The organism is Rhizobium sp. rho-13.1 (genome assembly GCF_007000305.1).
GTDB classification, from domain to species: domain Bacteria; phylum Pseudomonadota; class Alphaproteobacteria; order Rhizobiales; family Rhizobiaceae; genus Rhizobium; species Rhizobium rhododendri.
Window position 1 is genome coordinate 123,225 of the sequence record NZ_SCFL01000012.1, and the last position, 22,018, is coordinate 145,242.

The window sequence follows — 22,018 nt, forward strand, 5'->3', positions numbered from 1 at the left end:
ATGCTCGTCCGCCCCCTCTCCGGCCGCAAGCCGCGCATCGCCCTTCCCGCCGGTGCGATCGACAGCCAGACGCATATGTACCTGCCCGGCTTCCCGGCACTTCCCGGCGGACCGCCTCTGCCCGCCGACGACCTGCCGACACCATCGCAATATCGTCAGCTGATGGGGTGGCTCGGCATCGAGCGCGTGGTGATCACGCAGGGCAATTCCCACCAGCGCGCCAATGGCAACCTGATGGCCTGCCTGGCCGAAATGGGCAGCAGCGCTCGCGGCGTTGCGGTCATCGATGCAGACACGACCGACGCCGAACTCGACGCGCTCGCTAAGGCCGGCGTCGTGGGAGCGCGGATCATGGATCTGCCTGGCGGGGGGATCGGGCTGGAGGCTCTCGAGGATATTGACGCAAAGGCAAATGTCCGGGGCTGGATGCTGGCGATACAGTTCGACGGCAGCGACATCATCAGCCATGAACCGCGGCTCGCGACGCTGAAATCACGGTGGGTTCTCGATCATCACGGCAAGTTTTTTGCGGGCGCGGCGCCTGACGGACCAGAGGTCGCAGCGCTGAAGCGGCTCATCGATGGCGGCCGTTGCTGGTTTAAGTTTGCCGGCTGCTATGAATCGTCGAAATCCGGCGGTCCTGACTTTGCCGATATCGCGGCGGTCGCCCGTGCAATCGCAACCCATGCGCCGGAGCGGATCGTCTGGGGCACCAACTGGCCGCACAATCTGGCGCGGGAGCAGGAGCAATATCCTGACGATGCTGCGCTGGCGGATACCGTGCTTGGCTGGCTTTCGGATGACCATGCCCGAAAGCTGGCATTGGTCGATAATCCGCAGCAGCTTTTTGGATTTTTGCCTGCCAACGGCACGGTGGCTTGAGGTTTTGCCGGAACGGGGAGGTTTCGGCATCGGCATGGGAGGACAGCGGGGCGTCGAGTAGCGTTTGAACGTCCCGATCCCCTGCAACATCGATTTCTACGCCTAACCGGCGCCTCGCTCTCTGACAGAGCCAAAGCGCACGGCCATTTTGTTTCGTACTGGGAGAGAGAGAAACAATGACGCACAGCAAGATCATCACTGCTGCCTTTGCCGGCCTGCTGGCACTCGGCACGTTCGCGCCGGCACAGGCGCGCCAGTTCCGCTCGGCCGACGTCCAGGCACCGGACTACCCGACCGTCAAAGCCGTGCAGTTCATGAGCGACGCGCTCAGCAAGGCGTCGGACGGAAAATATACCATCAAGGTGTTCCCGAACTCGCAGCTCGGCAGCGAGAAGGACACGATCGAGCAGGTCAAGCTCGGCGCGCTGGACTTCATCCGCGTCAATGCCGGAACGCTGAACACCATTTGCCCGGCGATGATGGTGCCGGTCCTGCCCTTCATGTTCCACGACAAGGCGCAGATGCGCACAGTGCTCGACGGGCCGATCGGCGACAAGATCCTCGCCGATTGCGATGCCCACGGACTGGTCGGCCTTGCCTTCTACGATTCCGGCTCGCGTTCCTTCTACACCACCAAGCCGGTGCGCAAGATGGAAGACCTGAAGGGCATGAAGATCCGCGTCCAGCAGTCGGATGTCTGGGTGGCGATGATGAAGGCGCTCGGCGCCAACGCCACGCCTATGCCGACGGGTGAAGTCTATACCGGCCTGAAGACGGGGCTGATCGACGGTGCCGAAAACAACTGGCCGAGCTACTACAACTTCCACCACTATGAGCTGGCGAAGTATTACTCGCTCACCGAACACTCGATGTCCCCGGATGTCCTGTTGATGTCGAAGCGCGTCTACGACAGCTTCACACCGGCCGAACAGACGCAGGTCCGCCAGCTCGCCAAACAATCGGTCACCTATATGCGCCAGCTCTGGGACGCCATGGAAACGACGTCCGAAGAGAAGGTCAAGGCATCCGGCGTCGAGGTCATCACCATCGACAAGACACCGTTCGAGGCCGCGATGAAGCCGATCTACGATCAGTTCGTCACCGATCCCGCCCTGAAGGACATGATCACCGCCATCAAGGCCACGAAATAACGTCTCCGCCGGCGCGTGACAGCGCGTCGGCCCTGACCACTGCGTGGCGGTGACGGCTATCCACTCCGCCTGACGATCATCATCCGAGGAGACCGCCCATGGCTGCGCATCCGCATGCACCGCCCATCGACCCCGCGCGTGCCGAGACGATCCGGACGACCGTCAATACGACGGGCCCGCTTGGCCGCTTCTTCGCCTTCAACGCCTGGCTCTCGCGGATCTGCCTGAAATTTGCGGTGCTCGGTACGCTGCTGATCGTTGCGGCCGTCCTCTACCAGATCTTCGGGCGCTACGTGCTGAACGACTCGCCGGCCTGGACGGAAATCTTCGCGCTGGTCGTCATTCTCTATGTCACCTGCTTTGCGGCGGCCGTCGGCGTGCGCGACGGGCGGCATATCGGCATGGATTCGCTGCTCAATCTGGCGCCCGAGCCATTTCGGATGGCTGCAGAGATCATCGTCTATCTCGGCATGATCGTCTTCGGATTGTCGATGGCCTACAGCGGCGCCGAGCTTGCGGTGGAGATGGCACCCTACCTCAATGCCGGCCTGCCGATTTCACAGGCTTGGAGTTACGTGCCGCTGGCCGCCGGCGGCCTTTTGATCGCCCTATTCGCCGTCGAACGCATCATCGCCGCCATCCTGAAAATCAAGGTAATCCCCTCATGGCATTGATCATTCTCTGCGCGACCTTCGTCGTAGGCCTGATACTCGGCATGCCGGTGGTCTTTGCCATCGGCCTCTCCTCCATTGCCACCGTGCTTTATGAGGGCCTGCCACTGGCGGTCGTCTTCCAGCGCATGGCGTCTGGCATGGGGACATTCTCCTTCCTGACGATCCCGTTCTTTATCTTCACCGGTGAGCTGATGATGTATGGCGGCATTGCCGACCGCATCATCCGCGCCTCTAAGGCGATGGTCGGCCATGTCAGGGGCGGTCTCGGCATGACCAATGTCGTAGCCTGCACGATGTTCGGGGGCGTTTCCGGATCGCCTGTCGCCGACGTCTCCGCCATGGGCTCGGCGCTCATTCCGCTGATGAAGCGCGAAGGCATCGATGCCGATTATGCGGTCAACGTCACCACCTATTCCTCTCTCGTCGGCGCTCTCATGCCGACAAGCCACAACATGATCATCTATTCGCTGGCGGCCGGCGGCCTCGTCTCGATGAATTCGCTGATCATGGCCGGCGCGATTCCCGCCCTGATTCTCACCATCGCCAACCTGATGACCGCCTACTTCGTGGCGCGGTCGCGCGGCTATGCCAAGGGCGTCTTCCCCGGCTGGACCGAAGTCTGGCGAAGCCTTGCGGCAGCCGTGCCCGGCCTCTTCATCATCGTCATCATCGTCGGCGGCATCCTTTCGGGCGTCTTTACCGCCGCAGAAGCTGGCGCCGTCGCCGTACTCTATGCCCTTTTGTTGACGGTGTTCGTCTATCGCACGTTGTCCTTTGAGAGCTTCCTGAAGGCGGTGGCCAAGGCGACGAAAACCACGGGCGTGGTGCTGCTTCTGATCGGCATTTCCACCATGTTCGGCTACCTCATGAGCATCTACGGCGTTGCCGACATGGCCGGCGATGCGCTCAGCCATATCAGCACGCAGCCCTGGGTGATCTTCATCCTCGTCAACATCGCGCTGTTCATCTTCGGCATCTTCCTCGATATGGCCGCCCATATCCTGGTGTGCACGCCGATCTTCCTGCCGATCGTCACCCATTACGGCATGGATCCCGTCCAGTTCGGCATCATTGTACTCTTGAACTCGACCATCGGCCTCAACACACCACCGGTTGGAGCAGCATTCTACCTCGGCTGCGCCATCGGCGAAGTACCGGTCAGCACGGTGGTAAAGTCGATCTGGCCGTTCATGCTCGCACTCTGGGTGACGCTGATGATCGTAACGCTGGTTCCGGAAACGTCCATGCTGGTGCAGGATATCTTCCGATAAGCTGGGCCGCCGGAACCACCGGATCCCCTGATCGGGAGGCCACTGTATGACCGGCCGAGTGGCGATAGACGGTCGCCCTGACAGGCGAGGGAATTTGCGACCGACCGCTGTCACCACCCGAAAAAAAGCCGAGAATTATGAACATTCGCTCTTGCAGATTTTTTTCGCAAAGACTAGAAAGCGGCCACCGAACGCAGCTGGAAGTTTCCCAGCGAATGCGACGGGCGATTAGCTCAGTTGGTAGAGCGCCTCGTTTACACCGAGGATGTCGGCGGTTCGAGTCCGTCATCGCCCACCATCTCACCAAAATCATATTTTCTTTGACTTTTATTTGGCTTTTCCACCGCCAAAAGTGGGACAATTTCCGTCTTTTCGTACTCTGCCCGACGATGTCGGCGCCCGCTATTCTGCCCCTACGAAATCCCGCATGAGGCCTGGCTGGTCGAACACATCAAAGTTCTGCATCCCGGGTCACGGAGTTCTGCCTGCGCGTCTGAGCGATTAGCTGAGAGCTGCGTGGCTTGCCAAAGGCTCTTGTTGGCCAGTGTCGAAACGACGCTACTTCACCGCCGCCGTCGTCAAGGCTATGCCGCCGCAATCAACTTAACAGCCATCCGCCACCTCTGCCGATAAAGGCATCGCGATCCCTCGCTTTCTCTGGAACCTCCAGTCCGAACGCATCGAAAAGCGTCCTGATGTTCGATGCGATGAGATCCGCAAGCCGTTTCAGGCCGCGTTGTCCAAGATCGTCTAGATGGTCGTCAAGCTCGCCGCCAATGGATGTGGTGTAGTTGACGCGGATGCGCCGGCGCGCGGCGGCACCATCGACACCAAGCGTCTTGAGGAATAAGTCGAAATTGTCGGTCGTTATCTCGTCGAGCGTCTCCGCTTCGCCGATCCGATAGGCGAGCTCATCCGTTAAAGCCTCATCCAGTCGAGTTGGCAGGATGTCATAGCGTGGCGCCATGCGTATGCGACCTCCCCGCTCGTAAAGCAGGGCGAAGTTCTTGGCATGACCGTCGGCGTTGCCGACCAGGAGATCAAACAGTGTCGCCCGGATGAAAATCTCCTTGGCGCCGGCCGGATCAATCGTCGCTTCGAGGACTCGTCGGATCGCAGACACGTCGAAGCGGCGGTTGCCTGCCCCACGTCGTTCGTATTTCAGGGACGCAGGCAAGCCCAAGGCCTGGGCAAAGTCCTCTTGATGGATTCGGACGATGCGGTTTTGCTGGTTAAGGGCCCGGTCAAATCGGGTCACAAGCAGCGTATTAAGCCCGCCGAGTGGCAAAACCACCGTGTCGGCGGTATCGGAACCGAGCGACCGCGACAGGCGCATTGCCTCGTTCTCAAGAAGGGCGTCTTGCAGATGGTCCTGGTCCGGCACCTTGAGGATATGTGTGGTCGGTGCGCCTGAGCCTGGAACAGGCTCGGCAAGTGATCCGTCCGGCAGGAGTGTCAGAGCGATCTTGCTCTGCATGCCTGCCAGGGGCGACGGGTCTTCTATTCCAGCAGGCAAGCGTTTGCGCTTGTGTAGCGCATCGACGATCGCCTCAAGGCGGTTGAGGTCGAGCGGAAGGTAATCTTTTCCGTATTCGCCGGGCACCTTTGTCGGTGCCGCGCCGGCCGGCAGGATGGAGAGCGCACCGGCGCAATCCTTGCCGAGATGGTACAGAAGCCCCACAACATCGTCACGCGACAGTCCCTCGCGCGCCATGATGTCCGACAACGCGCTGTCCCGCTCTTGTAGCAGATTGTCGAAGAATGGCCGAGCAACCAAATCTTCAAATGGATTTGTCCCAAGCGGTAAGGATAGCGACAACGGCGTGGCATCGCTACGGGAAACATAGTCGCTGCGATAGGCGAATGCGATTGCGCCGTTTGGATCGCGTACCAGAATGCCGACAGGGTGGTCGTAGCCGTCGAGGCGAACATCAAGAGCCAGAACATCCATCGACGTCATCGGTCTCTTGCAAACATCGAGATGCCGGCGGCCCGCAGCACCGTCAGCACCTTGTCGAATTCGAGCGTTGCCTTGCCGTTTTCAAGTTCGGAAATGAACCGTCGACCAACGCCGGCTAGGTCCGCAAAGGCTTGCTGGGAAAGCCCGCGCGTTTCTCGGGCACGGCGTATCATTTGGCCGAGATCGCCCGGCGTGTTGATCTGCGTGGCTTTCTTGGGTGCGCTTGAAAGGTTTGAGTGAGGCACGTCCGGGCAGGTGTCCGCCATCGTTGGCGGGATATACGACGGCAAGTCGTCGAGAGGCCGCGGTAGCGAGGCCTGTATCCTTTGCGAAGGATCGGGGAGCTTAAGATCGACCTTTGGGGGCGAGACCTTGAACCTCTCCATGATCTTCCCGGTCTCGCTGATCTGCGATAATACCTTGGCGATCTCTCCGGCCGACGATATCGTTTTGATGATGCTGCTATGGGCGGCCATACTTTCGTTGATGCGTTTGATCACATCGGCAGAAGCTTCGCCGGCCGCCAGCCGTCGCGCCAAATCCTGGACATTATCAGTGCCAACAAGAGCGTGCTGTTTCTTCGGAAATTTAGGGTTCTTTGCCATATTTCGCTCCCGAGCGGGAACATAGCAGCGGAGGTCCGCCAAATCAATGGACATTGATCCCGTATGGGAGCAACTCAGTCATTGATCCTGTACGGGATCATAAGTCGCACAATTGAATAATACCGTAGTGGTCTGCACCCGATCGGGAGCAGCTTGATAAACTCGAACAACGTATCTGGTGTGTGTGATGCCATCCTCGTCATGTGAGAAAGGCAGGCTTTCACAGCCTATTCTTCGCCTCACTGTTTATCACGCGATAGACCATTAGTTGGCTCGAAGACGAGCCGTGGCGAGGCTTTCAGCTGGTCAAACTGACCACCATGCTACACCAGTCAACGAGGATGGCATGACGCAACGGGCGATGGTGGCAAAATCAGCCACCGCCACCCCAATGACAGAACAGCACAATATGGTCACGTCACGGGGCTATCGGTCGTCTTTGAAGAGCAACCGTACCTGGATTTCATTTTGGAAAAATTACGTTCTGTACAGAGCCTGAGGGCAATTGCAGCCCTTCTTGTCCTTTTCTATCATTTAAGCGACGGCGCTTTTGATGCTGGTGGAGCTGGCATCGACATATTCTTTTTGATCTCGGGCTTCATCATGGGCACCGTCGGGACGCGCGAGACGCCGCGTGTTTTCCTGGCCAGAAGATTGCTGAGGATAGCCCCGCTCTACTGGCTCGTCACCTTTGCCGTCTGCGGCGCATCGGCCCTCGGCCTACTGTCAAACTTCTCGTTCGATGCCCGGCGGATCATCCTGTCGATGCTGTTCATTCCGCATTTCGACCCCGGCGGTCACATCTGGCCGCTGTTCGTGCCGGGCTGGACGCTGAACCTCGAAATGCTGTTTTATGCCGTCTTTGCGGCAGCGCTTTTCACCACCCGTCCGATTGTGGTCGCCTCCGCCCTGCTCTGCGCACTGGTCGCCCTCGGCCTCTACGACTGGCAGGCGCCCGCCATGATCCAGTGGACCACGCCGATGCTGCTGGAGTTTGTCCTCGGTCTCGGCATTTCACAGTTGCGCAAACCCATCCCCGCTGGCGTCGCACTGATAGGCCTGGCCGGCAGCGTCGTCCTCCTGGCCGCAACAGCCTTTGCCCACATCGACATGACGCCCTACCGCATTATCGTCTGGGGGCTACCCGCCGGGCTGCTGCTTGCAAGCTGCATTGCGCTCGAGGATTGCGGGCGCTGGCCCGCGCGCCTGCTGTCGCCTCTGGAGAAACTCGGCGATGCGTCCTATTCGCTCTATCTCACCCACGGCATCGTGCTCGCCGCCGTCCTCAAGTTCGACCGGTTGGGCCACATGAACGCCATCGTTTCAATCGTCGCTGCCCTTGCCATCGCAGAAGTCTGTTACCTGCTGGTGGAACGCCCGATCAACCGCCTTGCCTCGAAGTCCAGCTGGACGAAGCTCGAACGACCAAAATCGCAGGATTTGTAGCGAAACGGCCCCTGCCGCATCACCGCCATGCAAGAGGGTTCATTGCGAAACCGTAGGCAGATCCGGCGTGCTGATGTTCTCGTCCCAGGATCGGTCAACGACGAGCCTACGGCTTTCGTGCTCTGATGTGGAGAAAGAGTGGGGCAATGCGCGTGTCCGCCACAGATGGCTGAGATTTGGCGACTTGTTTGGTTGCGCGAGGTTCGCCAAACGCTTCAATTTGCAGCCCGGCTTCGACGATCATCGATACCCAAGTGGTCAACGTTCGATGAAATCTCGGTACCTCGAAGGGCTTCTCCGTCACTCGCTGTTCTGCGGGTATCGCGGAGAAGGTCCATCGCTCAATCTGGCCGTCCGGTTCTTCAAAATAGTCCGCGACCTGCACAGCGATGGGTTCGCCTGCTTCGTTGCGAATATTCTTCCGGGTTGGCGGTACAAAGCATGGGTGTAAAATCGAGAACTGGAAGAATCCACCCGGCTTCAATACCCTTTGCACCTCGGAGAAGACCGCTCGTTGATCTGCCATATCCATCATCGACATGAAGGCGACGACAAAATCGAAGCTCGCATCCGGAAAATCGATCGTCAGGCCATCGCCCAGCACGTAGTCGATACCGATGGGATCCTGCTGCTCCGCCTCGCGGGCATGTCGGATGAAAGTTGGCGCGATATCGAGCCCGGTAAGGTGTGCACCGAGACGTGCGACCGCACGCGTGTTCGTCCCTTCGCCACAGCCCAGGTCCAGCCCCTTCAGGTTAGCCACCGGAGGGAGCATATCCAGGAAAGCCGGCGTATTGAGAACGTCGCGATAGACATCATAGCCAGCACGGGTCAGCCGGGTCCAGGCTTCGGCGTTGGCCTCCCAGCAGTTGGCGACTTCATTTGATTTCATTTTGCATCTCCGCTCAGGTGAGCCATCAGGAACAGAGGATGTAGGCATCTCTGCGCGCCGAGAGCAGTTTTACCATTCCATCTCGGCACTCGTATGAAAGTCGTAAGCGGCACATCGAGCGCTGTTGGTCAGAACAACAAAGTTGCAGACTTCGGCTCGAAGCGTGTTGGAGAAGCCGGGCGAAATGCCAGGCTTCTCCTGTTTGTCTCAGAGTAATTGTCGTCGCACTAGAAGCTGCGTTGCAGGCGCAGGATGCCAGCCCATTGCTCCTGATTTACCGAGTCGAACTTGGTATAGGTAACTTCCGGCTCGACCAGCATGTTTTTAACCGGGCTCCACCGAATATTGGTTGTCACCTGAAGGATTTTCGAGTCGGTGAAGGCTACCTGGCCATTTGCCTGCAGTTTCTCGTCGATCGGCAGAGTGACGCCGGTCCACAATGCCCAGTCGCCCCAGCCGCACAGTTCGGCATGGCCAGCCGGGCAAGCCGACGGATCAAGGTTCGAGCCGGCATATTTGTTGAGCTTGTTGCCGTCCGTGTTCCAACCGCCCATCAGAAACGCTTTAAAGATGCCGAAATCTGCATCGACGCGCGCTTTGACGGCTCCTTCTTCAACGATAGCATCGTAACCACCGACAAAGCGGATCTGCCAGGCACCGGATTTAAAACCAATACCGGCAACGGCGTTCGGAATATATTCGTTGGTCTTGGACTGGACCCAGGCGCCGTTATAGGCGGACAGGTCAGCGCCAGAGTTCGTATCTTCCAGCGAAACGACAGCCGTGATGCCGTTTCCGGCATCGTAGTTGTAGGTAATCTGGTTGATTTCGGGCGGGCCGTCATAGACGATATCGTCGTTCATGACGTTTCCGGCGTAACCCATGTAAAGGTTATATGCCGAATCTATCTTGCCAATGGTAAAGCCAGCCAGACTGATATTGGCCCAGACCAGTTTATCGGTTGTCACGCCTTCCTGCCAGTCGAAGCGGTAGATGCTGTCTGTCTTCAGCGCGCCGTATTCGGTATCCGATGCGGTATCGACCGCGATCTGGGCGCGCGAGTGCCAAAGCGTGCCGTAGTCGCCACCCGTTCCCGGGTTATACGGATTATGCCATTTTCCCTCGGTTCGCACCGTGCCACTGATCTTGAGGCAGGTTTCAGTGCCTGGAATGAAGAAATAGCCTGCGCCATAGGCGTCGCAGAGACGAACATATTCAAGCTGCTCGGGCTCTGCAGCAATTGCTGCATCGGCTGCCTTGGCAGCGTGGGCAAGGGAGATTGCAAAGAGCGCGGACCCAAAGCCCAGAAGCGGTTTTACCATATTCACGTATCAACCCCCATAAATGTAGCAGGCTAATAATGAGCCTGCCGACAAGTGAAAATGCGCGTCAAACAGATTTGCGCGGGGGAGTGATTACAAACCGGGTCGCGAGCGCCAACGCATATCGGATGCATTTGGGCATTGCACGATCCGCTGAAACGCCAGCCGTTACACAGAAAATACGCCGACTTACTCGGTGATGCAATTTAGGTACAAAGCGATGTTGGGACATTGCTCATTTGCAACGTGCGACCCGGCAGGCAACGAGAAACCGGGTGAGCGGACTACAATTTATGGCCGCATGAGGCCGATCCATCATCAGATGGCTTCGAGTCTGGCCTGCCGTCGAACGCTGATTGGCTCGCGCCGGCGGTCCTTTATGCGTTCGCAAGCGACTATCCGTCCATGCAGCGCTGACGGGCTAGATACGTGGCGCGGGTCGGGATGCTCGAGGCTTTGAGATAGTCTCTAAAGGAAATATCGGACTTTGAGCGGCAATAGGGTGGCGCCGAGAGCTGCTGCATCGCCATCGGTCTGGCTAAGGAGAAGTTTGGCCTCCTGCGGTCCAATGTCGTAGCGGTGCTTGCGCGTCGAGGGCATGACGGCGCGTTCGATCATCATGTTTCCGAGCGCGCGAGGCAACTGGCCGCCGAGCACGATCGCCTGGGGGTCGATGACCGCAATCAAGCTTGCGATGAGCCGATTGAGTTGCGGCATTACTTCCGTCAGCCAGTCGCTGACGCCCGGCCACGCCGGATCGAACGTTTCGCAGAGCATCTCCACCGACGAGACATCAACGCCGTTCTCCAGCAGCCTTTGCATGAGATACTGAAGCGCCGGCCTGCGCGCTGCCTCATCCGCGTTGTAAATGCCGCTCAATTCGCCAGCGTTTCCATAGAAACCATGGAATGGCTTGCCATCGAGGATGAGGCCGCCGCCGAATCCGTAATTGAACGAGAGATAGGCAAATGTCTGGCACCACAGACCGACGCCGCGAAGGCTCTCGCCGATCGCGCCCGTGGTTCCATTATTCTCCAACCAGACAGGCAATCGGAATGCACTTTCCATGATCGGCTGAAGATCGATCAGGGACCATTGCCGCAATGGTTCCGGTGCATTGAAAATGTGGTTTTTCGAAACGAAAAAGCCGGACATGGAAAAGCCGAGGCCAATCAGCCGTTCGCGCGCAATTGCGTGCTTCACAAGCAACGCATCCAGTGTCCGGGTCAGGGCGACCAGTGTTTCCGTCCGGTCATGCGGTGCGATTGAAAGCTTCTCCTGGGCAACGACGCCACAGCCGAAGTCCGAGATGCACAACACCGCCGAATCGGTATTGATGGATATCCCGATCGAAAAGACTGCGGTCTTGACCAGTTCAATCGTCGGGCTTGGCTGGCCCCGGCTGCCTCGTAGCGGTTTGCCGGTCTGGAGCAACCCGCGCTCAATCAGCCCCTCGACCAGCCGGTGAACCGATTGCTGGGCCAGGTTTGTGTGCGCAGTAATTGTCGCACGCGCGATCGGCCCGTGCCGTCTGACGATATCAAGTATCAATCGCTCATTATCGCTGGCGAGAGGGCGGCGATCGAGCTCAAAAGAGGCGTCTGTTGCTGAAACCATGGCGTCTGGATTAACCGGTAGGCTTATTATCTGCAACGGTGAGTATCGCTCTCAAGCAGACTTCACGAAACTGTCATAAATATTACACCTAATGTGTAGTATTTAGCCCCATCTTCCAATGCGGCTGAGGGGAACCCATGTCATTGAAGTCCTGTGCGATTGCCTTACTGGCGATGTTTGCTTCGCCTTGTATAGCAGCAGATACGAATATGAAAAATCTCGACTTCGATCTGGCAAAGGTGACCCGCGACAATTTCTACGACATCATTGTTCCCGCCGCGAAGGCCGAGGGTACGGTAACGATGTACAATTTCGCTGGCAGCTTCAGCGATACGTGGCAGGAACTGATCACCCGCTTCAAAGCCAAATATGGCATCAACGTCGAATATCACGACGTCAATGGCGAGCAGGCCAACCAGCAACTCATTGTCGTTCAGCAGGCCGGGCAGGATGCGCCTGTGGATGCCTATTTCACAGGAGGGGGAAGCTTTCCGCTTCTCTCTTCGAAAGGCGTGATAGGCAATATTGCGCTGACCAAGATCTTGCCGAATATGAGGAGCTACGATCCGACGCTTGCCGACACTGTTTTCGGCAAACCGCACGGCGGCAGCTTTCCGTTGGTTCACCTCAATCAGACGGCGATCGGCTATGACGCTGCTTTCGTCAAGCCGGAGGAAGTCCCGAAGAATTTCGACGAACTGCTCGTGTGGGCCGAGAAGCATCCAAAACGTCTTGGCGTCACCCTTCCGTCCAAGGGTGGATCCGGCAGCGGGTTCATCTACTCCGTGGCGCTCAGCTACCTCACCGGTGATTGCCGCAAGCAATTGACCAACTATGCCCAGACCGCTCAGGAAGCCGAAGATTGGGCTATGAAATCGGATTGTCTCGATCCGGTGTGGAGCTACTACCGCCGCCTGCTGTCCGTCGCCGAACTCACCAATGGCAATGCCGACACACTCAACCTGATCAATAATCAACAGTTGTACATGGGCACGGTCTGGGAAGACCAGGTGATGACCTTCCTCTCGACGAAACAACTGCCTGATACCTTTCGCCTCACCTTGCTGGAAAAAGGCCAGGTCGGTTCGGGCGACGCCATGATCGTGCCAGCCAACGCCAAGCATGTTGCGGCAGCACTCCTGCTGGTCGACATGGCGATGAGCAAGGAATTCCAGCTTTGGAAGTTGGAAAACAAGGCCTCGCGGTCCCCTCGCACCGACGTGACGGACAACCTGATCTCCGCATCCGCCCAAACCCACATGCTGCCGGCCAGCGTCTATCCGCGCCTCTCGGTGCCAGCCTTCTGGGATATGTCGACCGCGCTCGGCGAGGCACTGGACGAAAAAGTGCTCAACCAGTAGCGGCCAACCGACCGGAGACATCTCAGATCGGCCCATCAGCCGTGCTGTGATCTCCGTCGATCAAGGACCAGCATCGCCCCCGGCCGGAGTAGATAGCCATGAGCGAACTCGAAATCACCGATATATCCAAGGCCTACGGCCTGAGCCGGGCGTTGCATCCGGTTTCGATCAGCGTTGAGCGGGGCGAATTTGTAACCATTCTCGGACCGTCTGGATGCGGGAAGTCGACGCTCCTTCGCATTCTGGCGGGCATCACGACACCGAGCAGCGGAAAAGTTCACCTGGCCGGGCGGCGGATCGATACGGCGCCGCCGGAAGCGCGTGACATAGCGATGGTCTTTCAGTCCTACGCACTGTTTCCCCACATGTCGGTGGCGAAAAATCTCGGTTTCGGGCTAAGGATGAAAAAGGTACCCCCAGGGGAGCGCGAGCGCCGCATTGCCCATGCGCTCGAGATCTGCAACCTGACCGGACTTGTCGATCGCATGCCGCGTCAGCTTTCGGGCGGGCAGCAGCAGCGCGTTGCCCTGGCACGGGCCATTGTCATGCAGCCCGGCTTGCTGCTGTTCGATGAGCCACTGTCGAACCTCGACGCCAAGCTGCGCGAAATGCTGCGCCACGAACTGGTCGAACTGCACAGGCGCATCGGCACCACCAGCCTCTATGTCACCCACGACCAGGCCGAAGCGATGGCGATGTCGGACCGCATCGTCGTGATGAACGAAGGCCGGGTGGTGGAGATTGGCACGCCGCTCGATCTCTACCGCTCGCCGAGGCACGCATTCACGGCAGGCTTCCTCGGCCAGACCAACATCATCGCCGTCCATGCCGATGGCAGACATGCGCGGCTTCCCTGGGGGCAGTCGGTGTTGCTCGATTCCGGGTCTGCGGGCGCGGCCCAGATTTCCGTGCGACCGGAAAATATCAAAATCATTGTCGACGCCGAGGGACCCGGCACTGTCACCGCCCTTTCCTTCCTGGGTGCCAGCGCGCTCTACACCATCTCGATTGCCGGCCAGGTGATCAAGGTCAGCAAGGCCGGGGCCGACAACCTGATCGAGGTCGGCAGCAGGGTTGCGCTCGCTCTTCCCGACGTCGCCCATCGTCTCGATGACCGGCCAGCAAGGGAAGCGGCATGATGGGCGTTCTTCTTCGAGACCGGCGCTTCTTTGTGCCGCTGTTGCTGGCGCCGGGCGTTGGCTATTTGCTGCTCTTCTTTGGCGGGCCGCTGTTTTCCACCTTGGTTGGCAGCTTTCTCAATGACGACGGAGTGTTGACGCTGCAGTGGTATGTTCGGATATTTACCAGGCCGTCCATGCTGCGCGGCCTCAAGACGTCGATCTATTACGGCGTCGCACCCGTTATCGTTTCCATTCTCGTGTCGGTGCCACTCGCTCTTTTGATCCGCAGGAGCTTTCTCGGACGCAAGCTTTTCAGCGGCCTGTACAAACTTCCCATGGCGGTGCCCGGCATTATCGTCGGCTTGATGGTCATCGTGATGTTCGAACGCGGCGGCTTTGTCGATCGTGTCATCGCACCTTTTGGCCTCGGTCTTCCCAAGCTGGTGCGCGACGACTGGGGTGTTGGCGTCATTCTGGCCAGCGTCTGGAAACAGATCCCGTTCATGACCTTGATCATCACCAGCGCTTTCGCGGCCATTCCCGAAGATATCCGTTTTGCATCGCGAACCCTCGGCGCATCGCGGATCAAGACGTTCCTGTTCGTCGAGGTGCCGCTTGCCATGCCCGGTATCACAGCTGCAATTCTTCTGACCTTCATCGGCTCGATGGGCTCATATGCCATTCCCGATATCGTCGGTCCGCCCGTTGCCCGGCCGCTCTCGGTCCTGATGGTCAACGAGTTCAATCAGGGACATTTTCCGCAGGTCTATGCGATGGGCATGTTGCTGAGCCTCTTCGCGGTTCTGGTCCTGATGGCCTATTACGCGCTGACCGATCGTATCGGCGCTGGAAATGCGAAGGGAGGCCATCAATGACGCTCTCCATTGCCGCGGCACCACCGCGCCGTCGCCGCTACTTCACACAGGAAGATCGTCTCCCGGTGGCGATCGGCCTTTACGGCGCCCTTTTTCTTGCCATTGCGCTGCCACTGGCACTGATGTTCCTTTGGAGCATTGCGGACGGATGGCAGCCGCCGCTTGTCGTGCCGCGGAACTATACCGCAAGCCGCTGGACGATCATCCTGTCAGATCCGGGCCTTCTGCGGGCCGCAATCAACAGTATCCTGATTGCCGTGGTCGTGACATCGGCAACCGCCTTCCTGGCGCTCCCCACGGCTTGGGCGATGGCCCGCTTTCCATTCCGCCTCAAGCGGTTGGTGGAGATCTTCATTCTTGCGCCGATCATCATTCCGGGCCTCGTTGTGGCGATCGGCATCGGGAAGCTCTTCATGACGCTCGGGCTCTCTTACTCCATCTTAGGCGTGGTCCTCGTGCAGATCGTCGGCACCTTGCCGCTGATGATCCGGCTGATGAGCGCAACGCTCGAAACCATTCCTGACGACGTGATCCATGCCGCACGCTCGCTTGGCGCGGGCACTGCCGGCATCGTTGCCCACATCATACTGCCACTTGCCGTCCCCGGGCTTCTCGCCGGTGGACTGATGTCGTTCATCGGCAGTTTCGAGGAATTCGACAAGTCCTTCATCGTCGGCGCGCCGGTCGTCGAGACGCTGCCGATCAAGCTCTACATGTATCTCGATCCCTATTCGATACAGCTCCCGCTGGCCTCTATCATCTCCTTCATCCTCCTCCTGCCTGCGCTCATCGTTTTCATCATTGCCGGACGCATCCTGCGCGACGACCTGATGGCAGCGGGCATGGGCAAGATCTGATGCGTCCCAACCTGTCGAAAGTCGAAAACTATGCAACACGCGCCTGCCACTGACCGTATTCCTGCTTTCCACGGCGACGTCCTCGAGATGACGACGCGCAGCAACCCCGCGATCCTGACCATCGCCCATCGGGGCGTCTGGAAGACGACGGCGGAAAACTCGCTTGCCTCCATTCGTGCTGCAATCGCGCTCGGCGTCGAGATGGTGGAAATCGACGCCCAGTCGTCCGCCGACGGGGTGCTTGTGGTCATTCATGACGAAACTCTCGATCGAACGACAACGGCAACGGGGAAAGTTGGCAACATGCCGTTTTCCTCCCTCCGTCGCGCCATGCTGCGCGCTGGCGCCGGTGGAGCGCATGCAACCGCCACCGAAGAGTGCGTGCCAACCCTTGCAGAAATGCTCGAAGAAGCGCGCGGACGCATTGCCATCAATATCGATACGAAGTTCATCCGTGATCTGCCGCTCGTCATGAGTACGGTGCTGAGGCTCGGAATGGAGAGACAAGTTCTGGTAAAGACGGATATTGATCCGACGGCGGACCGTTTCGCGCTCATCGACCAGGACTGGTTCGGACGTATTCCACATATGCCGATGTTCCAGGTGCGTCCAAACGGCAAATTTGCGGAGGATCTCCGCCGTATCGAACGGCTTCGCGCGCCGATGATAGAAGTAAAATTTTCCGACATTGCCGATCTCGCCGCAGGCCGCGAAGAACTGGAGCGCCAGAACATCCGGCTATGGATCAACACGCTCGATGTCTCCCATTGCCTCGCCTACAACGACACACGGGCGTTAAGCGAACCAAGTCAGGTTTGGGGCGCGCTGAAGGAAGCCGGGGTCGGCGCAATCCAGACAGACGAAGTTGAGGCATTCAAGGCCTGGTTGACAAGCGATGCCGCGCAAGGCCCCGCATGATGGCAATCGTGGACGGAGGCATGGTCGGTGCATTGACCCTTTTTGTTCAAGCAATCGCTTTTAAGCGCAGGCACCGTGACTTCGTCCCAACCGGCAATCCGATGCTTGCCGATAAGGTCTTTCTCGTTGAGTTCCCGGACCAATGCTGAATGAGAAGAAAAAACGCCGACGATGCGCGCAGCGATCGTCGCCTACCGACAAGCAATATGCTGCCCTTTGCTTCAGGCTCGTGCCCGGCTGGGAAGAGCCCATTCAGGTCCTGCTGATTACGAGCCGTAATTCTGGCCGCTGGATCATCCCGAAAGGCTGGGGCTTTGCCAAGAAAAAACCTCACGAAGTCGCCCAGCGTGAGGCATGGCACGAAGCCGGGGTACGAGGGCGCGTTCGCAAGAAGCCTTGCGGCTACTACACCTACAAGAAAAAGCTGAGTGAGGAGGAGAGCGTCCTGACCGTTGTTCAGGTCCATCTTCTCAACGTTCTCGAACTGGACAGCCAGTTCCCTCAGAAGGATGAGCGGGAACTTCGCTGGTTTTCCCCCGGCGCAGCCGCGGCAGCCGTCCACGAGCCCGATTTGAAGTGCCTGATTTCAAGCGTGCGGGAATTGGCAAACCAGTTCATATGCCCCAAGCCCGATACCTGGTAACTGGTTGACCAACTTTCTGACTTCCGCCGACGTTTGACATCCGCAGTTGGACTGCAAGCGATGTCCACGCGGCTCCTGATGTGCTCGGGGCCGGCGATTGTTCGCGGATCACAGCCGTCGGCACCTGAGGGGCGCAAGCCGGATCCGACATTCGGTAAAAGCCGTCAGCATCCACCGGTTTCTGTTGTCGATTACCTATCTCGAGCGACATGCCGCTAGCGGAGTGGACGGGTTTGCATTTTTACGGCCGCCGCCTCGATGGAGGCAAGGCGCTCCGGCGCCAGCGCTGAAACGTAAGACCAGGTGATCGAAGCCATGCCGGTGCCAAAGAACGCGATTGCCAAAAAGAGGATAATCAACGGCGGGCTATCATCGAACTGAGCACCAATGATCAGTATGGACAAAGCGATGCCGGTGAGGACCGGAATTTTGCGCGATGCACTGAGGCTGAATTTTGCCCGAAGCAGCGCATCTGACAGGAAGCCCGACACCAACACGCCAGCAAACCGTGCAAGAAACGGTACTGATGCGTAAAATCCCGCCTTGATAAAATCCAGGTGGCGATATTGAACAAGGTAGGTCGGAAACCACCTCAAGAAAAAATTGGCCGATGCCAGATAGCTGAATTGTCCGATGTAGATCCCCCACAGCTTCTTCTTGCTCAGGACAAATTTCAGGTCGTGCCACGAAAATGCACTCCTTCCTGCCTGCTCGCTTTGTAGTCGGTCGCTCAGTTCCGGCACCCCTCCCCTCTCTTTGATGAGATTAAGTTCGGCTTGATTGGTGCCTTTGAAGTGTCGAGGATCCTGTAGATCGTCGCCCAAAGAACGGCTGCGACCAGTCCGAGCATGCCGGTCATGACAAAGACCGGAGGGAGCGCCAACATCTCACTTAAATTCAACAGACGGGGACGATGTTTATCGGTGACTTCGTCGCTGGGGCGCAGCTTCCCGTTTCATGTCCTCATCTAGTTGCTTTACCGCTTGGGAAAATCGAACATTGTCCGATTGTGACCAAAGGCTGGGCTGCGGGGATAGGTCCAATCCAAAATTTGTAGAGGCTTTGCGCAAATTCTCGTTCTCGTGACGACCTCCCCCGGCTCTCCCGTTCCGGAGCCTTCACCGTCTCGGTCACGTCGTTTGGCAGGCCTGCCCGCTTGCCTCCCTCGACCTGTGCCTTCTTCGTCCACGCCTTGAGCGTCTGTGCCGAGCGGCCGATCTATTCTGCGATAAAGGAAAGGGCAGTGCACTGCGACGGATGCCGGGCGTCATGTGACCTGCTCTGGCACCGTTCGCACGGCACGGAGACTTCAGGAGAAAATTTGTTCGCCGTCTTGCGGGGACATAGACCCTGCGTCTCTCGTGGTGGGTCCTGCGACAAACCCGGGCGGTCCATGCGCGTGGATCGAATGGCGATTGCAGCATTTCAGTTCAAACAGTTAGGCATCAAAATAGGCTGATGCTGCGACATGATCTCCCGCTCGGCCAGAACGCGGTGGTCTTGGGTTTTCGTGACGAGGATTGCCGTTAGAGCAGATCGTAAACTCTCAGAATCCAGCTGATCTGGTAGAGCGTTCCGACGATGAGAAACAGTGCCTGGAAACCTTTGCCAGGCACGAACATCGCGGCTACGGCGCAGAACGCAAATATGGACTGGCGAAAAAGATATTCGGTTCCGAGGGCTGCAAAATAGTCTGATCCCTTTATCAGGCTGTCGCCGAGGTCGATGATGAACGTCAGGGCGAAAACGCCATAGAACCAGCGTTTGCGAGCTTCAAAATATTGCTCGTAGCCGCTGTATTCACTCATCTGATCGGGGAAAAGCAGGGCTGTCAACGCCGCGTAGAGCATCGCATAGACAATCAGGAAGAAGTAAATCGGGAAGGTCCATATCGGGACCAGCCTGAGATTGAATTCGTACCACCAGAAATGAATGATGGTGATGAGAAGGAAAACGACCCAGCCCAAATGGATCGGGTAGATCTTGATACTTCCAGGGTGCTGCACGAAGCGCGTCAGGCCATTGACCAATCTCGCCAGACTTAAGCCAAGAACCATCCCGACTATGACACGCACATGTGAGAAGCCTTCGGCGCTCATACCAGCCGCATCCAATGCCATATACGCTTCCTCTCGTTGCGCCGCACGACTGCCCGGCTATCGTCCATGCGGGTGTGTTTACCATAGCGCACCTGGCATCGCTGAAAAGGCCATGCCAGAGCTAGGGTGCGTCTCAACTTCTTGAGGAATATAAATCGTTGCAAAGCCGTTGACATTGGAAGCGCTGCCGACCCGCCTAAATGGATTGGTCGGGGTTGATGATCCCGGCCACGGACACCAAGAGCGTGGTGGTGGTGGAAAAAGCCGTCATCGTGCCGTCCCCAACCGTTCGTTAATAGCAGACTGTATAAAACGAAGCCTACTCGATTGACGCTAAGGACACGTGATGTCGTCTGTGCCTGATTCCGAACTTTTCAACCTCGCCCCAATCGCCATGTGGATCGAAGATTTCAGCGAGGTGAAAAAGCTATTCGATGACTGGCGATTGGAAGGCGTAACCGATATTCGAGGATTCTTGCAAGAGGATCTGTCCCGTGTCGCCGAATGCTCCAGGCGCATTCGCCTCCTCGACGTGAACAGGTGGACGCTCGATCTGGTCGAGGCCAGAGACGTCGAACATCTCCGGGCGAATATGGCCACCGTGTTTCGTGACGACATGCTCGAGACGCATGTGAACGAGCTTGCAGCGCTTTTTGACGGCAAGCCATCGTTTTCAAGCGCGACGGTGAATTACACCCTGACTGGCCGAAGGCTTGATATTCAGCTTCGCGGCATGATTATGCCGGGCGCCGAAGAGACGCTCTCAAGGGTGTTGCTGACGACTGAAGACGTCACGGACCGTGAGACGGCCCGCCGCGCAGAGATTGCGCAACGCAGCTACGCCGAAGGGATTTTTGAACATTCTCCCGTATCTCTCTGGATTGAAGACTTCAGCCAGATCAGGACATTGCTGGAAACCATACGGGATCGCGGGATAACGGATTTCCGCACTTTCATGGACGTCCATCCGGAATTCGTCAGGCAATGCATGAGCGAGATCCGCGTGCTGGACGTCAATCAGGCGACACTCGATCTCTTCTGCGCGGCGGATCGGTCGCAACTTCTTCAGCGGATCACCGAGATTTTCCGGGACGATATGGAAAAGCCGTTTCGGGAGCAACTGATGGAGTTGTGGAATGGCAACCTGCATCACCATCGCGAGGTCGTCAATTATGCGCTCGATGGGTCGCCCCGTCACATCCTGCTGCACTTTTCCGTCTTCCCCGGTTACGAACGCGATTGGTCGAGGGTGCAGGTCGCACTCGCTGACATTACTGCCCGCAAGAAGGCGGAAGCCTATCTCGAATATCTCGGCAAACACGATGTCCTGACAAAGCTCTACAATCGCGCTTTTTACAGCGAAGAATTGAGCCGTCTGGAGCGGAAATCGCTTCAACCCGTCTCGGCCATCATCATCGACCTCAACGGCCTGAAACGCGCCAATGACGAGTACGGGCATGACGTGGGTGACGCTCTGCTGAGGCGGTTCGGCGAAATTCTGAGCGGCGCGATTTCACCCCCCAACCATGCCTGTCGCATCGGCGGCGACGAGTTCGCAGTTCTGATGCCAGGCGCAGACGCCAAGGCCGCAAGCATAGCCGTTGAAACCATCAACGAACTGCTGTCGATCAACAACCAGTTTTATTCCAGCATGCCCCTCAGCATCTCATGCGGTGTCGCAACCAGTCTCGCCGACGACTCCATGGAAGACGTCGTTAAACGCGCAGACCTCAAGATGTACGAAGCAAAACGCGCACATTACGAAAGGCTTCGGAGCCAACTGGGCGTGGCTGACGGGCGACAGAGCCGTGATAGCTGAGATAAGCAGGTTGCCGGCCAACCAGCCGTGAAGCTACAGGCGCATCTGGTTCAGCAGAACCAGCAGCTGCGAGAAATGCTTGATCGCTTTGGCGAGCGCTAGCTGTAACTATCGCATATTCGATAGCGCTTTCCCCAATAGTCGTCCGAAATTTGTTAACCATCGCAGGTTACAGTGCCGATGTCACAATTTGTAGCGCGTCTGTGCCAAAGAGGGCCCGCCATCCACTGCCCGGCGGGCCCTTTTCAATCTACTAATTTCCACCCTTCTATGTTGGCTGACTGTTCCACTGGGGAAGGCCGTTAATTGGCTGCGAATTTATCAAATAGTGTAGCTATCGAGTCCGCCCCGAATAAATCCGCGCATATCATTCGACATGTACTACCGCAGCCATACTGTGTAAGAGCAGATTTCGACAGGTGAGCAATGCCGTATTTTCTGGTCACACATCTCAGGAATCCCCTCATTCAAATGATCCCGAAAGTACGTTTGAGGATTTGATGGT

The 22,018-nt window shown here is 57.9% G+C and carries 19 protein-coding genes, 1 tRNA gene and 1 pseudogene; 13 read left to right on the forward strand and 8 right to left on the reverse strand.

Going from position 1 to position 22,018, the window contains the following annotated elements:
• The 5 genes from EQW76_RS22035 (at nucleotide 1) to EQW76_RS22055 (ending at nucleotide 4,276) form a co-directional block, all read left to right on the forward strand.
• The gene (locus EQW76_RS22035) at nucleotides 1-882 is read left to right on the forward strand and encodes an amidohydrolase family protein (RefSeq protein WP_142831332.1); all 882 of its coding nucleotides are present in this window, start codon (nucleotides 1-3) and stop codon (nucleotides 880-882) included.
• Between the two features lie 176 nt (nucleotides 883-1,058).
• On the forward strand, nucleotides 1,059-2,033 hold the full coding sequence (locus EQW76_RS22040; protein WP_142831333.1) for a TRAP transporter substrate-binding protein: 975 nt from the start codon (nucleotides 1,059-1,061) through the stop codon (nucleotides 2,031-2,033).
• A 98-nt stretch (nucleotides 2,034-2,131) separates the two neighbouring features.
• Nucleotides 2,132-2,707 carry a TRAP transporter small permease gene (locus tag EQW76_RS22045; RefSeq protein ID WP_142831334.1) on the forward strand — a complete coding sequence of 192 codons (576 nt, stop codon included), beginning with the start codon at nucleotides 2,132-2,134 and terminating at the stop codon, nucleotides 2,705-2,707.
• Nucleotides 2,698-3,978 carry a TRAP transporter large permease gene (locus EQW76_RS22050; protein ID WP_142831335.1) on the forward strand — a complete coding sequence of 427 codons (1,281 nt, stop codon included), beginning with the start codon at nucleotides 2,698-2,700 and terminating at the stop codon, nucleotides 3,976-3,978. The genes EQW76_RS22045 and EQW76_RS22050 overlap by 10 nt, the downstream gene beginning before the upstream one ends.
• A 222-nt stretch (nucleotides 3,979-4,200) precedes the next feature.
• Nucleotides 4,201-4,276 (forward strand) — tRNA-Val (locus EQW76_RS22055).
• A 300-nt stretch (nucleotides 4,277-4,576) separates the two neighbouring features.
• Here the strand turns inward: EQW76_RS22055 and EQW76_RS22060 are convergent.
• The gene (locus tag EQW76_RS22060; protein ID WP_142831336.1) at nucleotides 4,577-5,938 is read right to left on the reverse strand and encodes a HipA domain-containing protein; all 1,362 of its coding nucleotides are present in this window, start codon (nucleotides 5,936-5,938) and stop codon (nucleotides 4,577-4,579) included.
• Nucleotides 5,935-6,543, reverse strand: coding sequence for a helix-turn-helix transcriptional regulator (locus EQW76_RS29460; RefSeq protein WP_202617196.1), 609 nt, complete (start codon nucleotides 6,541-6,543; stop codon nucleotides 5,935-5,937). Before EQW76_RS29460 ends, EQW76_RS22060 begins: the two co-directional genes overlap by 4 nt.
• A gap of 468 nt (nucleotides 6,544-7,011) precedes the next feature.
• Here EQW76_RS29460 and EQW76_RS22070 point away from each other — a divergent pair, with 468 nt between their 5' ends.
• The gene (locus EQW76_RS22070; protein WP_161991072.1) at nucleotides 7,012-7,989 is read left to right on the forward strand and encodes an acyltransferase; all 978 of its coding nucleotides are present in this window, start codon (nucleotides 7,012-7,014) and stop codon (nucleotides 7,987-7,989) included.
• A gap of 106 nt (nucleotides 7,990-8,095) precedes the next feature.
• Here the strand turns inward: EQW76_RS22070 and EQW76_RS22075 are convergent, their stop codons facing one another.
• The 3 genes from EQW76_RS22075 to EQW76_RS22085 all read right to left on the reverse strand — a co-directional run bounded on the left by EQW76_RS22075 (nucleotide 8,096) and on the right by EQW76_RS22085 (nucleotide 11,820).
• On the reverse strand, nucleotides 8,096-8,881 hold the full coding sequence (locus EQW76_RS22075; protein WP_142831443.1) for a class I SAM-dependent methyltransferase: 786 nt from the start codon (nucleotides 8,879-8,881) through the stop codon (nucleotides 8,096-8,098).
• Between the two features lie 227 nt (nucleotides 8,882-9,108).
• Nucleotides 9,109-10,209: a porin gene (locus EQW76_RS22080; RefSeq protein ID WP_142831442.1), complete on the reverse strand. Its 1,101-nt coding sequence runs from the start codon at nucleotides 10,207-10,209 to the stop codon at nucleotides 9,109-9,111.
• Between the two features lie 462 nt (nucleotides 10,210-10,671).
• A complete protein-coding gene (locus EQW76_RS22085; RefSeq protein ID WP_142831441.1) occupies nucleotides 10,672-11,820 on the reverse strand; it encodes an ROK family transcriptional regulator in 1,149 nt (382 codons plus the stop codon).
• 137 nt (nucleotides 11,821-11,957) lie between these two features.
• Between EQW76_RS22085 and EQW76_RS22090 the strand changes: the two genes are divergently transcribed.
• The 6 genes from EQW76_RS22090 (at nucleotide 11,958) to EQW76_RS22115 (ending at nucleotide 17,595) form a co-directional block, all read left to right on the forward strand.
• Nucleotides 11,958-13,181 carry an extracellular solute-binding protein gene (locus EQW76_RS22090; RefSeq protein WP_142831440.1) on the forward strand — a complete coding sequence of 408 codons (1,224 nt, stop codon included), beginning with the start codon at nucleotides 11,958-11,960 and terminating at the stop codon, nucleotides 13,179-13,181.
• Between the two features lie 98 nt (nucleotides 13,182-13,279).
• Nucleotides 13,280-14,320, forward strand: coding sequence for an ABC transporter ATP-binding protein (locus EQW76_RS22095; RefSeq protein ID WP_142831439.1), 1,041 nt, complete (start codon nucleotides 13,280-13,282; stop codon nucleotides 14,318-14,320).
• Nucleotides 14,317-15,177 (forward strand): ABC transporter permease, encoded by an 861-nt coding sequence (locus EQW76_RS22100; RefSeq protein ID WP_161990993.1) that lies wholly within the window; start codon nucleotides 14,317-14,319, stop codon nucleotides 15,175-15,177. The genes EQW76_RS22095 and EQW76_RS22100 overlap by 4 nt, the downstream gene beginning before the upstream one ends.
• Nucleotides 15,174-16,034 (forward strand): ABC transporter permease, encoded by an 861-nt coding sequence (locus EQW76_RS22105; RefSeq protein ID WP_142831438.1) that lies wholly within the window; start codon nucleotides 15,174-15,176, stop codon nucleotides 16,032-16,034. The genes EQW76_RS22100 and EQW76_RS22105 overlap by 4 nt, the downstream gene beginning before the upstream one ends.
• 30 nt (nucleotides 16,035-16,064) lie before the next feature.
• Nucleotides 16,065-16,952 carry a glycerophosphodiester phosphodiesterase family protein gene (locus tag EQW76_RS22110; RefSeq protein WP_244615495.1) on the forward strand — a complete coding sequence of 296 codons (888 nt, stop codon included), beginning with the start codon at nucleotides 16,065-16,067 and terminating at the stop codon, nucleotides 16,950-16,952.
• Nucleotides 16,953-17,094: 142 nt separating this feature from the next.
• Nucleotides 17,095-17,595 carry an NUDIX hydrolase gene (locus EQW76_RS22115; protein ID WP_142831437.1) on the forward strand — a complete coding sequence of 167 codons (501 nt, stop codon included), beginning with the start codon at nucleotides 17,095-17,097 and terminating at the stop codon, nucleotides 17,593-17,595.
• 215 nt (nucleotides 17,596-17,810) lie between these two features.
• On the opposite strand, the gene EQW76_RS22120 is transcribed toward EQW76_RS22115, so the two are convergent.
• The 3 genes and pseudogenes from EQW76_RS22120 to EQW76_RS22125 all read right to left on the reverse strand — a co-directional run bounded on the left by EQW76_RS22120 (nucleotide 17,811) and on the right by EQW76_RS22125 (nucleotide 19,715).
• Nucleotides 17,811-18,419, reverse strand: a complete 609-nt coding sequence (locus EQW76_RS22120; RefSeq protein ID WP_142831436.1) for an MFS transporter — start codon at nucleotides 18,417-18,419, stop codon at nucleotides 17,811-17,813.
• Nucleotides 18,420-18,650: 231 nt separating this feature from the next.
• A pseudogene (locus tag EQW76_RS29905) lies at nucleotides 18,651-18,867 on the reverse strand (IS3 family transposase); the annotation flags it as partial.
• 254 nt (nucleotides 18,868-19,121) lie between these two features.
• Nucleotides 19,122-19,715: a hypothetical protein gene (locus tag EQW76_RS22125; protein WP_142831435.1), complete on the reverse strand. Its 594-nt coding sequence runs from the start codon at nucleotides 19,713-19,715 to the stop codon at nucleotides 19,122-19,124.
• Nucleotides 19,716-20,040: 325 nt separating this feature from the next.
• On the opposite strand from EQW76_RS22125, the gene EQW76_RS22130 reads away from it, so the two are divergent.
• A complete protein-coding gene (locus tag EQW76_RS22130; RefSeq protein WP_142831434.1) occupies nucleotides 20,041-21,513 on the forward strand; it encodes a sensor domain-containing diguanylate cyclase in 1,473 nt (490 codons plus the stop codon).
• Nucleotides 21,514-22,018: the final 505 nt, after the last annotated feature.